This is a genomic window from Myxococcus sp. SDU36 (assembly GCF_030168875.1).
Lineage (GTDB): Bacteria > Myxococcota > Myxococcia > Myxococcales > Myxococcaceae > Myxococcus > Myxococcus vastator.
On sequence record NZ_CP077414.1, the window covers coordinates 2,763,612 to 2,780,074 of the forward strand.

Genomic DNA, 16,463 nt, shown 5'->3' on the forward strand with positions numbered 1-16,463 from the left:
GGCTAGGCCGCCTTCGCCGCGTCCGACACCCAGCCCGACTTCCCGATCCACGTCTGCGCACGGTTGAGCTGCGAGACGGTGGACTGGGTGCTCAGCAGACTCTGGACGGTGGACTCCACCTGCTTGAGGTTCGCCGCGGAGAGCGTCTGGTCCACCACCGGATTCAGCCGGAAGTACTTCTTCCGCAGAATCATGCGGCACTGGTAGTCCGCCGCGTCCGAGCCGGCCTCCAGCATCATCTTCACGAGCACCATGGGGTCGTGGAAGTCCAGCAGCCACTTGGAGAAGCCCCAGTTGGCCACGCCCTGACAGAAGTGCGGCGTGAGGTACGAGGACATGCAGCCGTTGCCCACCGACATCAGCAGGATGTTCGTCAGGTCGGGCGGCTCCGTCTCCAGCGTCTCCACCTTCTCCGCGCGGCTCTTGCGGGTGATGTTGTTGATGATCTGCGCCAGCGCCACCAGCGACGGGTTGTTGGCGTAGATGCCGCCGTCGACGTAGCCGCTGCCCTGCTCCCGAATGCCCTGGTAGACGGGATAGGAGAGCGGAGGCGAACCGCTGCGCATCAGCACGTCCACCACCAGCTCGTTGTGGTCGGTGTCGTTGTCCGGCCCCGTGTTGTGGAAGACCTTGGCCTTCCAGGTCCGCAGCGACTTGCGGTGGCCGTCGAGCTGGAAGGACGGCAGCGCCACCTTCCGCTTCAGGTCTCCCAGGCGCAGCGTGGCGCCGAAGTAGCTGCAGAAGAAGTCGCGCATGTAGCTGGAGTCGAGCAGCGCGGCGTTGCCCGTCAGCGCCATGGCGGTCCGCCCCAGCGACACCGCCTTGCGGTTCATCTGGACGACCTCACCCCAGAAGTCGAGGATCTTGGGAAAGGCGTCGTCGGGGTTCTCGTAGGTGGCGAAGAACGCGGCGTTGAAGGAGCCCGCGGACGTGCCGGAGAACAGCTCCACGTCGTTCAGCAGGCTCTGCCCGCCTCCGCGGCTGGTCAGCGTCTCCTTCAACGACTTGAGCAAGCCCGCGGTGACATACCCCTCACCACCGGAAATAGACGTACCATCCATTGCAAGGACTCGGTGCGGCATCACATGACCTCCATGGGGAGCTGCGCAGCCAGCCCCGTTGCTGGCATCTCCGCCCGAGACACTTCTGCGATTGGCGGGAGCGTCAAAACCCTATCCAGACATTTCTGTATTTCATTTGCAAGCACGACCACGTTCCGCTCATCCATGATGAGCGTCATGTGATTGCCTGGCACCGGTATCACTTCCGTCCCCGCAAGCGCGAACCTGCGCACACTGTCGACGAGCGGGTCGCCGCCAATGGTCACCGGACCCGTCCTGAAGAGTGTGGCGGAGCCTCCGTACGAAGAGAACGTATAGAGTTGCTCGGAGCGGCGTGTTGCCAGGAAATTCCGGGCCGTCAGCGTGCTGTCTCGCAAGAAACGCCACAGGTATGAATACTGCCCATCTGTATCCCGACGAAGCAGGTCTGCCCAGGCCTCGGGGAGGCTGATGCCCATCCATTCGCCTATCAATCTCAGGCTGGCGTAGTCCCGCGGCATCTGGGCCTCCCCCAGCACCTTGATGAGCTGGGAGCCCGCGGGAAGCTCTTGCGGGGTACCGTCGTGCGCGGCCAGCCGGTCCAGCGCCGCGCCGTCAATCAAGCCGAGCAGCGCCACCTGCTCCCCGAGCGCCTCGAGCTGCCGCGCCATCTCACAGACGACGAGCCCGCCGTAGGACCAGCCCGCGATGCGGTAGGGCCCGCGCGGTTGGACGTGCCGCAGGGCCGCCACGTACAGCGCGGCGGTGTCCTCGATGGTCTCCGGTGGCAGTTGGTCATCCATGACGCCAGGCATCTGGAAGCCGAACACGGGCTGCTCCGCGTCCAGGTGGCGGGCCAGGGTGACGTAGACGGCCGGGCTGCCAGCGGACGGCGGGGCGAGGAACAACGGCGGCTTGTGCCCCAGGGGCTTCAGCGCCACCACACAGGCAGGGAGCTGGCGAATCAGCGCGGTGACCTTGCTGGCGTGTTCATCAACCCAGTGCGCCAGGGCCTCCACGGTGGGCCGGTCGAACACCTCGTTGAGGGGCACCTCGATGCCCAGCTTCGCGGAGATGCGTGAGATGAGCGTGACGGCGAGGAGCGAGTGGCCTCCCAGCTCGAAGAAGCTGTCGGTGGGCGCCACGGTGCTCAGCCCCAGCAGCTCGGCGAACAGCGCCTGGAGCTGCCGCTCCGTCTCGGTCCGCGCCTCCGTGCGGGCCAGCGCGCTGGCCACCGGGGCCTCGGACACCACGGGCGGGAGCGCCTTGCGGTCAATCTTCCCGCTGGGCGTCAGCGGCAGCTCCGGGAGGACGGCGATGACCTCCGGCATCATGTATTCGGGCAGCACCTCACGCAGGGACTTGCGCAGCTCGGCCCTCAAGTCCTCGTTCTCCATCGACTGGGGCTGCACGTAGGCCACCAGGCGCGGCGCCCCGCCTGGGAGCCGCTGCAGGAGCACCGCGGCCTGGACGACGTCGGGATGGCGGCCCAGCGCGGCCTCCACCTCGCCCGACTCGACGCGGTGACCTCGAATCTTGAGCTGGTCGTCCTGGCGGCCCAGGTATTCGATGCGTCCGTCGGAGAGGTACCGGGCGTGGTCCCCCGTGCGGTAGAGCCGCGAGCCCCCGGCGCCGCTGTCGAAGGGATTGGGGATGAAGCGCTCCGCCGTCAGGTCCGGCCGGCGCAGGTAGCCTCGGGCCAGTCCGACGCCGCCGATGTACAGCTCGCCGGGGACGCCGACGGGCACCGGCTGGAGGTACCGGTCCAGGATGTACAGCCGCATGTGCGGAATGGGCCGGCCAATGGGCACCCGCTCCGGAGGCGGCGCGCCCTCTGGCAGCAGCGTGTCGAAGCAGCACGCCACCGCGGCCTCGGTGGGGCCGTACTCGTTGATGACGCGCGTGGGGAGACCCTGCTCCCGCCACGCGGCCAGGTCCACGCCGTGCAGCCCTTCCCCGCCCAGCACCACCGCCTGGGTGCGGCCCAGCACCTCGCGCGTGCGCCCCAGGCCGTTGAAGGCGCGCAGGTGCGACGGCGTCATCTTGATGAAGCTGAAGCCCTGCTCGGGGTAGTCCCGGGACGTCAGCAGGTCGATTTCATGGCCGCGCGGCACGAGGAACAGGGCGCGGCCCGCGAGCAGCGGCGCGAAGAGGCTCGTCAGCGTGCCGTCGAAGCTGACGGAGCCAATCACCGGGCTCCCCGTGCCTGCGCGCAGCCGGTAGGCGTCCACGCTCCAGCGCAGGTAGTTGACGATGCTCCGGTGAGTCACCTCCGTGCCCTTGGGCCGGCCCGTCGAACCCGACGTGTAGAGGATGTAGGCGAGCTGGTCGGGGAGCACGTCGCGGCGGAGCTGCTGTCCCGGCGCGGCGGGCATGTCCCGGTAGCCTTCGTCCACGTGGAGCGTGACGAAGCCCCCCATGCCCCACAGGCGCTCGGACAGCTTCGCGGAGGAAATCACCACCCGGGGCCGGGCATCCGCGACGATGTGACGGAGCCGGTCCGCGGGCTCGTCCGCGTCGAGCGCGAGGAACGCGCCCCCCGCCTTCATCACCGCCAGCAGGCCCACGATGAGCTCCGGCGAGCGGTCCAGGTGGACGCCGACCACCACCTCCGGCCCCACGTCCAAATCCTGGAGCGCCGCGGCGACCCGGTCGCTGAGCTGGTCCAGTTCGCCGTAGGTCAGCTCCCAGTCGTCCACGACGACGGCCACCGCATCCGGCGTGCGCAGCGCCTGGGCTTCGATGAGCGCGTGGAGGCACGCGCCCTCCGCCTCCGGCGTCCCCGTGTCGTTCCACTGCTGGAGCACGCGCTCGCGGATGTCCGCGGGGAGCACGGGCAGCTCGCCCACGGGCCGCTCGGGCTCAGCCATGAGCCCTTCGAGCAGCACCTGGAAGCAGTCCACGTAGTGCTGGACGGTGCCCTGCTCGAAGAGGTCGCGGTTGAACACCATCCGCGCCGACAGCCGGTCGCCGTGGTCATCCACGAAGAGGCTGAGGTCGAAGCGTGACGCCTCCGCCTCGAAGTCGAGCGGCCGCATCCGGATGCCCGTCTCGTCCTGGGCCTCACCGGCAGCGCGGACCCAGGCGAACACCACCTGGAACAGCGGGTTGAAGCCCAGGCTGCGCGCGGGCCGCAGCTCCTCCACGAGCAGGTCAAAGGGCAGGTCCTGGTGCGCGAAGGCCCCGAGCACCGTCTCCCGCACGCGCTCCAGCACCGTGGCGAACCCCGGGCCGCCCCCGAGGTCCACCCGCATCACCAGGTTGTCCACGAAGAAGCCCACCAGCGGCTCCAGCTCCGTGCGCGTCCGGTTGATGGAGTTCGCGCCCAGGACCAGGTCCTCGCGCCCCGTGAGGCGGTGCAGCAGCACGAAGAACGCGCTCAGCATCCCCACGAAGGGCGTGGTGCGGGCCGCGTGGCTCCGCGCCTTCAGGGCGGCGGTGAGCGCGGGCCCCACTTCGAAGCGGACCTCGCCGCCTCGGTCCGACTGCACCTTGGGGCGCGGATGGTCCGTGGGCAGCTCGAGCAGCGGCGGCGCCCCCTCCAGCTTCTTGCGCCAGTAGTCCACCAGCTTCTGGCGAACCTCGCCCTGGAGGTACTCCCGCTGCCAGACGGCGAAGTCGGAGTACTGGAGCGTCAGGGGCGGCAACGGTGAGGGTTGGCCGCTGGCGAAGGCGCCATACAACGCCACGATGTCGCGGACGAGGATGGCCTGCGCCCACACGTCCGCCGCGATGTGGTGCAGGCAGAGCTGGAGGTACTGCCCCTGGGCGCCGCGCTCAATCACGAGCACTCGCATCACGGGGCCCGTGGCCAGGTCGAAGGGCCGCTTGCCCTCACGCTGGAGGAAGGCCTTCACGCCCGCGGGTTCGGAGGCCAGCACCTCGCGCTCGTCGAGCACGCGGAAGTCGAACCGGGGCTCCGGGTCGACAATCTGGACCGGGACGCCCGCGTGCTCGGCATAACGCGTGCGCAGCACCTCGTGGCGGCGGATGACCTCGGTGAAGCAGCGCTTCACGATGGCCACGTCGAGGTGACCGTCGACCTGCAGCGCCAGCATCAGGTTGTAGGCGGTGCTCCCGGGCTCCAGGCGGTCCAGGAACCACAGCCGCGTCTGCCCATAGGAGAGCGGCGCGGGCCCGGTGCGCTGAACCGGGACGATGGGCGCCTCCTCCTGGCCCTGGTCATGGGCGCGCAGGAGCTCGAGCAGCTCGGGCTTGTGTTCCGCCAGTGCCTGTCGAAGCTCCGGGCTGGCGGCGCCCTTCGGTCCGCGAAGCCGCAGCGCGTCGCCTTCCACCCGGACTTCCAGGCCCCGCCGGTTCAGCTCGGCGAGCAGTTCCCCCAGGTTCATACCGTCAACTCCTCGATGTCGGATGCGGCCTCTGCCGCGGGAGCACGCGCGAGCAGCTCCTTGAGCTCGAGCTGGGTGCTCAGCGCATCCACAATCCCGTCGAGCGTGGTGCCGTCGATGAAACGCGCCATGAGCAGGTCCACGCCCAGCTCGCGGCCAATGCGGTTCTTCAGCTCGACCGCGCGCAGCGAATCCAGCCCCATCTCGTTCAGGGAGATCTTCTTCTGGAGGACCTCGTGGTCCGGGGCGAAGCCCAGCAGGGGCCCCAGCCGGCTCTGCACGTAGCGCGTCAGCAACGCGCGCCGGCGCTCCGCGTCCGCCCGCTTCAGCTCTTCCATCAGCTCGTGCATCCGCGAAGCCGCCGCGGACCGGGCCTGCTCACGGAGCATCAGCTCGGAGAACAACGGGCCATGGCCGGGCGAAGGCCCCGCCTCCAGCGAGGAGACGCTGAAGGGCACCACGCCCACCTGCACGGCCCCCTGCTCCAGCAGTTGTTCGAAGACCTGCAGCGCCACTTCGGGCGAGAGGCTGGTGGCATCCGACGTCTCCGGCCGGTCCGCGCTCCTGGCGGCCATGCCCGCGCCCGCCCACCGTCCCCAGTTGATGCTGAGGGCTGGCAGCCCCTGGCGGACGCGGTGGTGCGCCAGCGAATCGAGGACACTGTTCGCCGCCACGTAGTTGGACTGTCCCGCCACGCCCACCAGCGAGGCCGCGGACGAGTACATGACGAAGAGGTCCAGCGGCATCCCCGCAGTGGCGCGGTGCAGGTTCAACGCGCCCTGCACCTTGGGCGCGAACACGCGCGAGAAGCGCTCCGCCTCCTGGTGCAGGATGACGCCGTCCTCCAGCACGCCCGCCGTGTGGATGAGGCCTCGCAGGGGCTGGCCCCGCTCGGACACGCCCGCCACCAGTCGCCGCACGTCCTCCTGACGTGAGACATCGGCGCGCGCGACGGTGACGTTGACGCCCCGCGCGGTCAGCGCCGCGAGCCGAGCGGTCGCCGCGTCCGTGGGCTCGCTGCGTCCCACCAGCAGCAGATGCCGCGCCCCTGCCCCCACCAGCCACTCCGCCGTCGCGAGCCCCAGCGCCCCCAGGCCTCCCGTGACGAGGTAGACGCCATCCGGGCGGATTCGCACGGGTGCAGCGCGTTCAGGTGGCTTGCCAGGGCGCACGAGGCGCGCGCCCAGGAGCCGGCCGCCGCGCAGGGCCATGACGTTCTCCTGCGGCGGCTGCGCCATGAGGTGGAACAACCGCTCCAGCGACTCGGAGCCCGGCTCCAGGTCCACCATGCGGCACGCGAGCTCCGTGTGCTCGATGGCCACCGCGCGGCCAAAGCCCCAGAGCGCGGCCTGCGCAAAGCCCTCCACCGCATCCGTGGGCGTGGCGGCCACCGCGCGCTCCGTCACCATCCACAGGGCGGGCGGCTGCGCCCAGCTGGCACGCGCCATCGCTTTCACGAGGTGAAGCGCGCCCACGGTGCTCGCCGTCACCGCGCCGGAGAGGGCTTCGGGAGAACACTCACCGAGCCCCCACAGGTAGGCCACCGCCGCCGGAGCCGAGCCCGTGGCGGAGACGTCCTGGAGCAGCCGGTCGAAGCCGGCCGCGTCATGCGGGTTGAGCTGATGGTGGGTCGCGTCGATGCGCTCGTAGGACGCGCCAGGCGTGGCCACCACGCAGGTCCAGCCACGTTGCCGCGCCAACGCCCTGACTTCGTCCGCGACGCGGTCCGAGTCCACCAGCAACAGCCAGGCCCCGGACTGGGAAGCCACCTGGTCACGCGCGGTGGGCATGGACTGCTCCCGCCACGCCAGCTCGAAGAGGAGCTCCTGCGTCGCGCCCGAGAAGGCGGCCTGGAACGCGCGGCGGTCGACCTGCTTCAGCAGCAGGCCCTCCACCTCGGCGACGACGGCGCCGTCTTCGTCCAGGATGCGGAGGTCGGCGCTCACCAGTCCATCCGCGAGCGAGGTGCGCGCCCCGGTTCGGGCATGCACCCAGATGCTGCTCCCGGGCCGCTTGAACCAGCGCAGCCGCTCGATGGCGACCGGAATGCGCCCCTGCCCGTCTCCCGCCACCTGCGCGCCGCCGTCCGTGAACGCCGCCGCCGCCGTCTGGAAGCACGCGTCGAGCAGCAACGGATGCAGCCAATAGTCCCCCAGAGCGAGGACGAGCGCATCCGGCAGCCGCACGTGAGCGAGGCATCCCTCCCCACCGAACCGCAGCGCATCGATGCCTCGGAACGAGGGGCCGTACTCCAACCCGCCGCGCGCCATCATGTCGTAGTGCGCGCTGACGGAGCCCTGTTGGGAGAACGCCGGCAACAGCCCCGACTCCAGGGCCACGTTCTCCGGGTGCGCGCGGCCTTCGGTGATGCGACCTTGCGCCAGCCGGGCCCAGCTCCGGTCCGCCGTCCCTGTCCCCTGGCCGTAGATTTCGAAGCGGGAGCCCTGCTCCTCGGGCGTCAGGACCGTCTGGACGTTTTGTGCCTGCCCCTCCGCGAAGACCAACGCCCGCTCCAGCTCGATGGCCGTGAGCTCCAGGGGCCTCCCGCCCGAGGTCGCGTGGTGCGCGGCGCCGAGCGCCATCTCGACGTAGCAGGCGGCCGGTAGCACCGGATTGCCCAGCACGCGATGCTCCTCGATGAAGGCGGGCGCGTGCCTGCTCAGCCGGGCCTCGAACCGTGACTCCCTGGCGCCCGCGAGCGACAGCGGTGTCCCCGGCAGGGCGTGGGCGTGCGCCTCGCCTCGCGCGGCGTCGTCACGCGCCACCTCACCGCGGTGATGCTCGGGGCTTCGTAAGTCCAGCCAGTAGCGCTCACGCTGGAAGGGATGCGTCGGCAAGCAGCGCGGGCGCCGGTCGAACGGCGCATCGAACGCGGCCCAATCCACGTCGAAGCCGCGCATGTACAGCTCCGCCACGCTGGAGAGCAGCTGCGCCGTCTCTCCAGTGGACGGACGCAGGCTGGGAAGCCAGCACAGCGTTTCCGACTGGAAGGTCCTGCGGCCAATGCCAGCCAGGATGGGCGCGGGCCCCAGCTCCAGATAGGTCCGGTGCCCCTCCGCGCGCGACGCCTCCAGGGCCTTGGCGAAGGCGACGGGCTCTCGGATTTGACGGCACCAGTAGTCTGGCCGGGTGATTTCGTCGCCGACACGCCGACCCTCCAGCGTGGACACCAGCGGGATGCGCGGCGCCGCCAGCGTGAGTCCTCGGAAGGCCTCCGCGAACGGCTTCAGCACGGGCTCCATCTGCGTGGAGTGGAACGCGTAGGACATCCGCAGGCGCTTCGTCTGGACGCCCTGGCGCGTCAGGGCCTGCTCCACCTCGGTGACGGCGTCGGGTGTCCCGGAGATGACCACGTCATCGGGGCCGTTGACCGCCGCCAGGGAGACCGTGCCGGCGTGCGGCGCAATGGCCCGGTTCACCGTGTCGACTGAAGCGGAGACCGCCAGCATCGCGCCCGCGCCCAGCTGCTCGCCAATGAGCCGCGCGCGCGTCACGACCAGGCGCAGCGCCTCCTCGATGCTGAACACCCCCGCGACGGCAGCCGCGGCATACTCCCCCAGGCTGTGCCCGATGAGCGCCGCTGGCGTGACGCCCCAGGCCCCCCACAGCTCCGCCAGCGCATACTCCAGGGCCACCAGCGCGGGCTGCGCATGGCGCGTGTCCTCCAGGAACGTCGCGGAAGACTCACCGAAGAGGAGCGCTTCGAGGCTGCAATCGAGCAGGCCCTCCAGCGCCTTCGAGCACCGCTCCACCGCGGCACGGAACACCGGCTGTGTCTCGAAGAGCTCCCGGCCCACGCCAGGACGAAGCGCGCCCTGCCCCGTGAAGAGGAAGACGGGCCGGGGGCGCTCCGTGCCGCGAAGGGGTTCGCGCTCCGGGCGCAGCTTCTCTTCGCGCAGCCGCGTCAGGTTCGCGCGCAGCTCCGCGGCGGTGGCACCCGAGACGGCGGCGCGGTGCTCGAACTGGGAGCGGCCCGTGTTCGCCGTGTAGCACCAGTCTCCCAGCACCGCCGGGTCCTCCGGCAAGGCGCGCTCCTGCGCTTCCATGAGCGCTTCGAGCGCGGCTTCACTCTTCGCCGACAGCGTCAGCACATGGGCCGGGCGCTCCGCCTCCACGCGGGGGCGCGCCAGCACGGGGGCCTCCTCCACCACCATGTGCACGTTGGTGCCGCTGAAGCCGAAGCTGCTGACGCCGGCGATGCGGCGCTTGTCACCGCGCGGCCAGGGCCGGGTGGCGGTGGGGATGGTGACGGGCAGGTCGTCCCAGCGGATGTTGGGATTGGGCCGCTCGAAGTTCAGGTGCGCGGGGATGGCCTCGTTCTGCAACGCGAGCAGGACCTTGATGAGCCCCGCGATGCCGGCGGCGGCCTCCAGGTGCCCGATGTTCGTCTTCACCGAGCCGACGTACAGCGGCTCACCGCGAGCGCCCTTGCGCCCGAAGACGGACCGCAGCGCCTCCATCTCGATGGGGTCACCGAGCAGCGTCCCCGTGCCGTGGGCCTCGATGTAGCCCACCTGTTCCGGCTCCACGCCACAGCTGTCCAGCGCCGCCCGGATGACGCGCTCCTGCGAGCGCCCGTTCGGCACCATCAGCCCGCTGCTGCGGCCGTCATGGGTGACCGCCGAGCCCCGGATGACGCCGAGGATGGCATCACCCTGGGCCAGCGCGTCCGACAGGCGCCTGAGGACGACGACGCCGCAGCCCTCGCCGCGCCCGAAGCCGTCCGCCGAGGCGTCGAACGTCTTGCAGCGGCCGTCCGGCGCCAGCATGCGGTTCTGGCACTCCACCATCACCGTGACGGGAGAGAGGTTCAGGTTCACGCCCGCGGCGAGCGCGAGGTCGCTCTCGTCGTTGCGGAGGCTCTGACAGGCCAGGTGGATGGCGACGGCGGACGACGAGCACGCCGTGTCCACGGAGACCGCGGGCCCCTGGAGGCCCAACGTGTGGGAGATGCGTCCCGCGGCGACGGACGGGTAGTTGAGCGACGCCGAGTGGAACTCCAGCTCCTCGGCGATGCCCAGCAGGTTGTAGTCGTTGTGCATCAGCCCCAGGAAGATGCCGGTGCGGCTCCCGGTGAGGCCGGCGGGCGGGATGCCGGCGCGCTCCAGGGCTCGCCAGCACTCCTCCAGCAACATGCGCTGCTGCGGGTCCATGCCCTTGGCGTCACGCGGCGTGATGCCGAAGAAGCCAGGGTCGAACAGGTCGACGCCGTCGATGAAGGCGCCTCGGCGCGTGTACATCTTCCCCGGGACACCGGGCGTCGGGTCGTAGAACGCGTCGACGTCCCAGCGCGAGGCAGGCACGTCCCGTGTCGCGTCGCGGCCCGCGGCGAGCAGCTCCCAGAACGTCTCTGGCAGGTCACCTCCGCCGGGGAAGCGGCAGGACATGCCCACCACGGCGATGGGCTCGGCCGCCAGCAGCTCCTTCTTCGAGCGCAGCTGGCTCGCGAGGTACGCGAGCTTGACGACAGGCAATTCAGAAATGCGTGAGGATAGTTTCGCCATCAGGGTCTCATCTGGTGAGCGCGCTCTCCAGCTCCTGGTCGATGAGGGACGTCAGCTCCTGCTCCGACAGCCCTTGAATCTCCGCGGAGAGCGCGCCCTGCGCCTCCCGCGATGCTTCCTGCTTCTTCTGAACCTCGGCCCCCAGCCCCAGCTCCTCGGTCAGGTGCGCGACGAGCCCGTTCACGGTGGGGAAGTCGAAAATCAGCGTCGAACGCAGGCCTCGCCCGAGGCTGCTCGCGAGCCGGTTCTTGATTTCGATGGCCAGCAGCGAATCGACGCCCAGCTCGAACAGGCGCTCGTTGCCAGACAGCCGCTCCGACTCCGGCATGCCCAGCGTCGCGGACACCTGGCCCGCGACGTGCTGACGCAGCAGCTCCAGCTTGCGATTCGTCGGCGCCGCGTCCAACTGCGCGCGGAAGGCCGGCGCTTGCACCCGCTGTGGCTCGCTCCCCAGCAAGCCCTGGACGAGCGCCTGCCGCGCGAGCCCTGGCAGCTGCTCCGCCAGCCGCGTCCAGTCCACGGGGAAGACGCCCCACTGGACCTGTGGGGTCCCCATGAGCCGCTCCAGCACGCTGAAGCCCTGCTGGACGGGAATGGAGCCGAAGCCCTGCGCCCCCGGCCGCGTGGAGGCCGCCCGCTCCAGCCGCGCCGCCATGCCCGTCTCCGCCCACGAGCCCCAGTTGAGCGTCAGCGCGGGCAGCCCCTCCGCGTGGCGCAGGTGGACCAGCGCATCGAGGAAGGCATTCGCGGCGACGTAGTTCGACTGACCCGGTGAGCCGATGAGTGATGCGGCCGACGAGAAGCAGACGAAGAAATCCAGCGCCATGCCCTGGCTGAGCGCGTGGAGGTTCCACGCCCCCTGAAGCTTGGGGGCCAGCACCTCCCGGAACTGCTCGGACGTCTGATTCGCGAGCGTTGCGTCGCGGAGGACGCCCGCCGAATGGATGATGCCGCGCACCGGCGGGGCTCCGCGCAGGCTCGCGAAGAGGTCCGCCATGGCGTCATGCGACGCGATGTCCACCCGCGCGACCCGCACCTGCACGCCTTGAGCCTCGAGCGCATCGAGCTGGGCGCGAGCTTCGGGAGACGGCGCGCTGCGTCCCATCAGGACCAGGTGCCGCGCGCCCTGGGCCGCCAGCCAGGTGGCGGCACGCAGGCCAAGTCCGCCCAGGCCTCCCGCGACGAGGTAGGTGGCCTCCGCGACGACGGACACCTTCTTCGCGGCGACTGTCCGTGAGCGGGCCCGCTCGAGCCGGGGGGTGTAGAGACCGCCGCCACGAATGGCCGCGCCGGACTCCCCATCCGGCAGCGCGAGCGCCCGCACGAACGTGCCCAGGTCTTCGGACCGGGGCTCCGCGGGCAGGTCGATGCGGAGGCATCGCAGCTCGGGCAACTCCGTGGCCACGGCCTGTCCGAAGCCCCACAGCGGCGCCTGCGCGACGCGCGCGCCGTGCGTGTCGGTGGGCAGGCTTTGCGTGCCCCGCGTCACCAGCACCAGCCGGGGCGGCGCTCCCTGCCCATGCGCCAGGGCCTGCGTCAGCCGCAGCGCGCCCAGGCACCCCGACTCCTGAGCCGCGTCGAGCCAGGCGCCTGCGTCACCCGCCTGGGCCCCCGCTTCGAGCCCCCAGAGGTACAGCAGCCCCGTCGGAGGTTGAGCCGCCCACGTCTGGACCAGCCGTGCGTGGTCCTCCGGGTCGGCGGGGTTGATACGGAAGCCCTCTGACGTGCTGCTGAACGACGCACCCTTGCGAACCAATGTGCAGCGCTCGCCCCGCTGCGACAGCACCTGCACCAGCTCCGAGGCGAAGTCGTCCTCGCTGGTGAAGACGGCCCAATGTTGATTCGCGGAGCGGCCCTCCTCCGTGACGTCACGCGGCACCCAGTTGAGGCGGTACAGCCAGTCCTGGAAGTCGTTGTCGAGCCCGCGCAGCAACACGTCGCGCTCGGCCTTGCGCACCGAGAACCCCGACACGACGGCCACCACCGCGCCATCGTCGTCACACAGGGTCAGGTCCGTCGCGGAGAAGCCCTCCTGGCCCTCCCGGGGAGGCTGCGTCGCGTACGTCCAGACCCGCTCCGGCAGCGGCCGGTACAGGTCGAGCGTCTGCAAGGCCACCGGGAGGTGCAGCGCGTCTTCCGTCGTGAGCCGCGACACCGCCGCCGCCGTGCGCAAGCAGCCGTCGAACAGCGCCGGGTGGACGCGGTAGTACCCGCTCCGGTCCTCCACCTGGCCCAACGACAGCGCGGCCCCAGTCCCCCGATGCAGCGACGTCAGCACGCGCAGGGACGGCCCATAGTCGAGCCCGTGGTGCGAGAAGACGGCGGAGAGCTCATCGATGGAAACAGGCGTCGAGCAGTCGCGGCCCCACGCCTCCCGCTCCACCGATGGAGCCACGGCGCGCAGCGCCGACACCCGGCACGTCACATGGGTGACCCAGGCCGCGCGCGCGCCGCCGCCGTCCTCCGAGCGCTCATCCCCCCGGCTCACCACCTTGCACGCGAGGCCCGCCTCGCCCTGGTCCTCCAGCAACGTCTGGACGACTCGCGCCTGCTGTTCGGGGAGCACCAGCGGTTGAAGCAGGGAGATGTCCTCCAGCCGCAGCGACTCCGTTCCGAGCACCTGCGCCGCCGCCGAGGCCACCATCTCCACGTAGGCCGCGGCGGGCACCACCGCCTTGCCATACACCCGATGGTCCGCCACGAAAGGCACGGTTCCCGCCGACAACTCATTGGAGAAGACGGTCGTCCCCTCCTTCAAGGCGGCGGATTCCAGACGCGTTCCCAGCAACGGATGGGTCGAGGCTCGGCGCGACGTGCGCGTCCACGGCGCGGGCACATCCAGCCAGTAGCGCTGCCGCTCGAAGGGATAGGTCGGCAGCGCCCGGCGGGTCCGCCCATAGCCCGCATCGAAGCGCTCCCAGTCCGGCCTGGCGCCGCGCACATACAGCTCCGACATCGCCCGGAGCAGGCCGGCCCAGTCGGAGCGGCGCGGGTGAAGCGTCTCCAGCCACAGCGCCTCTTCACCCGCCACCACGTCCCGCGCGAAGTTGGACAGCGAAGGCTTGGGACCCACCTCCAGGAACACCCGCACCCCGCGCTGGAGGAGCGTCCGGATGCCCTCCTCGAAGCGCACGGGCTGGAGGACATGCTGGGACCAGTAGGCCGGCTGGGTGATGGCCTCGCCTGCCTCGCGTCCGTCGAGGTTCGAGATGAGGGGAAGGCGCGGCTTCTGGAAGGAGGCGCGGCTCGCGGCCCGCTCGAACTCCGCCAGCATGGGCTGCATCAGCGGGGAGTGGAACGCGTGTGACACCTTCAGTCGCCGGCTCTCGATGCCCGCCTCCCCGAGCACCTGGACCACGGCGCCGATGGCCGTGCTGTCCCCTGAGATGACGGTGTTCCGCGGACCATTGATGGCCGCCACCGTCACCCGGGGATGCCCGGCGATGAATGGCAGCACGCTCGCCGGCGCCGCGAACACGGCCAGCATCGCGCCGCGCTCGGGCAGCGCCTGCATCAGCCGCGCGCGCTCGGCCACCAGGGGCAAGCCGGCCTCGGGCTCCAGGACGCCCGCGAACATGGCCGCCGCGTACTCGCCCACGCTGTGGCCCAGGACCGCGTCGGCGCGCAGGCCCCACGCGCGCAGCAGGTGCGCCAACGCCAACTCCAGCGCCACCAGCGCGGGCTGGGTGTAGCGCGTCTCGTCCAGCGCCCCTTCCGTGTCCTGGAAGAGCACCTCGGTGAGCGGCCGTTCCAGGTGCGGCTTCAGGATGCCCTCGAAGCGCAGGAGCTCCCGGCGGAACTCGGGCTGCGTGTCGAACAGCTCCCGCCCCATGCCCACGTACTGGGAGCCCTGGCCCGTGAAGAGGAACGCGACGCGCGGTGCCTCGCCGTCGCGGCGGCCCTCCACGCAGGTTCCGGGGACGGTGGGCGCGCCACGGCTGAACGCGCGCAGCGACTCCGTCAGCTCCTCGGGGGTCGAGCCCGTGAAGGCCGCGCGCTCTTCCATGGCGCCGCGGCCGGTGTTCGCCGTGTGGCAGACATCCGCGAGCCCTTCCGCGGGACGCAGCGACAGCTCCTCCGCCATGGACCCGGCCAGCCTGCGAAGGCTGGCGTTCGAGCGCGCGGAGAGCGCCAGGACGTGACGCGGGCGTTCCACCTCCCGGGCCGGAGCCTTCGGCCGAGGCGCGGACTCCAGGACGACGTGCGCGTTCGTCCCCGAGAAGCCAAACGAGCTCACCGCCGCGAAGCGCGAATCCGTTCCCTGCCACTGGCGGCGCGCGGTCGGCACTTCGATGGACAGCTGCTTCCAGTCCACATGCGGCGTGGGCGTGCGCAGGTGGAGGTGCGGCGGGACCTCCTCGTTCGCCAGGCACAGCGCGGATTTGATCAACCCCGCGATGCCGGACGCACCTTCGAGGTGCCCCATGTTCGTCTTCACCGAGCCGGCCATCAGCGGCTGCTGTCGCCCCGTCCTGGCGCAGTAGACGGACGCGAGCGCCTCCAACTCGATGGGGTCACCCAGCGACGTCCCCGTCCCATGCGCCTCGACGTAGCCCACCTTCGCGGGCTCCACCTGTCCGTCCCGCAGGGCGTCCCGGATGACGCGCTGCTGGGCGAGCCCGTTGGGCACCGTGAGCCCGCTGGTCCGGCCATCCTGGTTCACCGCCGAGCCGCGAATCACCGCGACGATGGGGTCCCCGTCCGCGAGCGCGTCCGACAGGCGCCGCAGGAAGACGAGCCCACAGCCCTCCCCTCGTCCGATGCCGTTCGCCGAGGCATCGAACGTCTTGCACCGGCCATCGGGCGACAGCATGTGCGTGCGCGACTCAATCAGCGTCGCGATGGGAGAGAGGACCAGGTTCACCCCGCCCGCCAGCGCGAAGTCGCTCTCCCGCTGGCGCAGGCTGCGGATGGCCAGGTGCACCGCGACCAACGACGAGGAGCACGCGGTATCAACCGTGAGGCTGGGCCCTTCGAGCCCGAAGGAATACGACAGGCGTCCCGCGGCGACGCTCGCGCCATTCCCCGCGCCGGTGTGGGCGTCGATGAGCTCCGGGGACTGGGTGGCGATCTGCGTGTAGTCCTGCCCCATCATCCCGACGAACACGCCGGTCCGCGTCCCGCTCAGGCTCGTTGGATTCCGGCCGGCGCGCTCCACGGCCTCCCACGCGACCTCCAGCAACAACCGGTGCTGCGGGTCCATCCGCGCCGCCTCACGCGGGGAGATGCCGAAGAAGCGCGGCTCGAACTGGTCGATGTCCCGCAGGAAGCTCCCCTGGCGCGTGTAGATGCCGCCGGGATGGTCCGGGTCGGCGTGGAAGAAGCTGTCCGCGTTCCACCGGTCGGACGGAATCTCGGTGACGGTGTCCACGCCGTCGGAGAGCAGGCGCCAGTATTCGGAAGGGCTGGTGACGCCCCCCGGGAACCGGCAGCCGATGCCGACAATGGCAATGGCCCCGTGCTTCTCCTGCTCATGGGCATCGAGCTTCGACTGCGCCTCCTGCAACTTCAGGAGCGCGCGCTTCATCAGCTCGCCGTAGCTCGTGTCGCTTCCTTGCGCTGACATCAAT

General features: G+C 70.6%; 4 protein-coding genes. All 4 read right to left on the reverse strand.

The features are described from left to right. Positions 1 to 2 precede the first annotated feature (2 nt). Genes KGD87_RS10750 through KGD87_RS10765 form a run of 4 tightly spaced genes read right to left on the reverse strand, consistent with a single transcriptional unit; the run spans position 3 to position 16,459 of the window. Positions 3 to 1,082 carry a patatin-like phospholipase family protein gene (locus KGD87_RS10750; protein WP_284667372.1) on the reverse strand — a complete coding sequence of 360 codons (1,080 nt, stop codon included), beginning with the start codon at positions 1,080 to 1,082 and terminating at the stop codon, positions 3 to 5. Next, complete coding sequence (locus KGD87_RS10755; RefSeq protein ID WP_284667373.1) at positions 1,082 to 5,389, reverse strand: non-ribosomal peptide synthetase; 4,308 nt, start codon at positions 5,387 to 5,389, stop codon at positions 1,082 to 1,084. Before KGD87_RS10755 ends, KGD87_RS10750 begins: the two co-directional genes overlap by 1 nt. After that, positions 5,386 to 10,893 carry a type I polyketide synthase gene (locus KGD87_RS10760; RefSeq protein ID WP_284667374.1) on the reverse strand — a complete coding sequence of 1,836 codons (5,508 nt, stop codon included), beginning with the start codon at positions 10,891 to 10,893 and terminating at the stop codon, positions 5,386 to 5,388. Before KGD87_RS10760 ends, KGD87_RS10755 begins: the two co-directional genes overlap by 4 nt. Before the next feature lie 7 nt (positions 10,894 to 10,900). Then, positions 10,901 to 16,459, reverse strand: coding sequence for a type I polyketide synthase (locus KGD87_RS10765; RefSeq protein WP_284667376.1), 5,559 nt, complete (start codon positions 16,457 to 16,459; stop codon positions 10,901 to 10,903). Between the last annotated feature and the right edge of the window lie 4 nt (positions 16,460 to 16,463).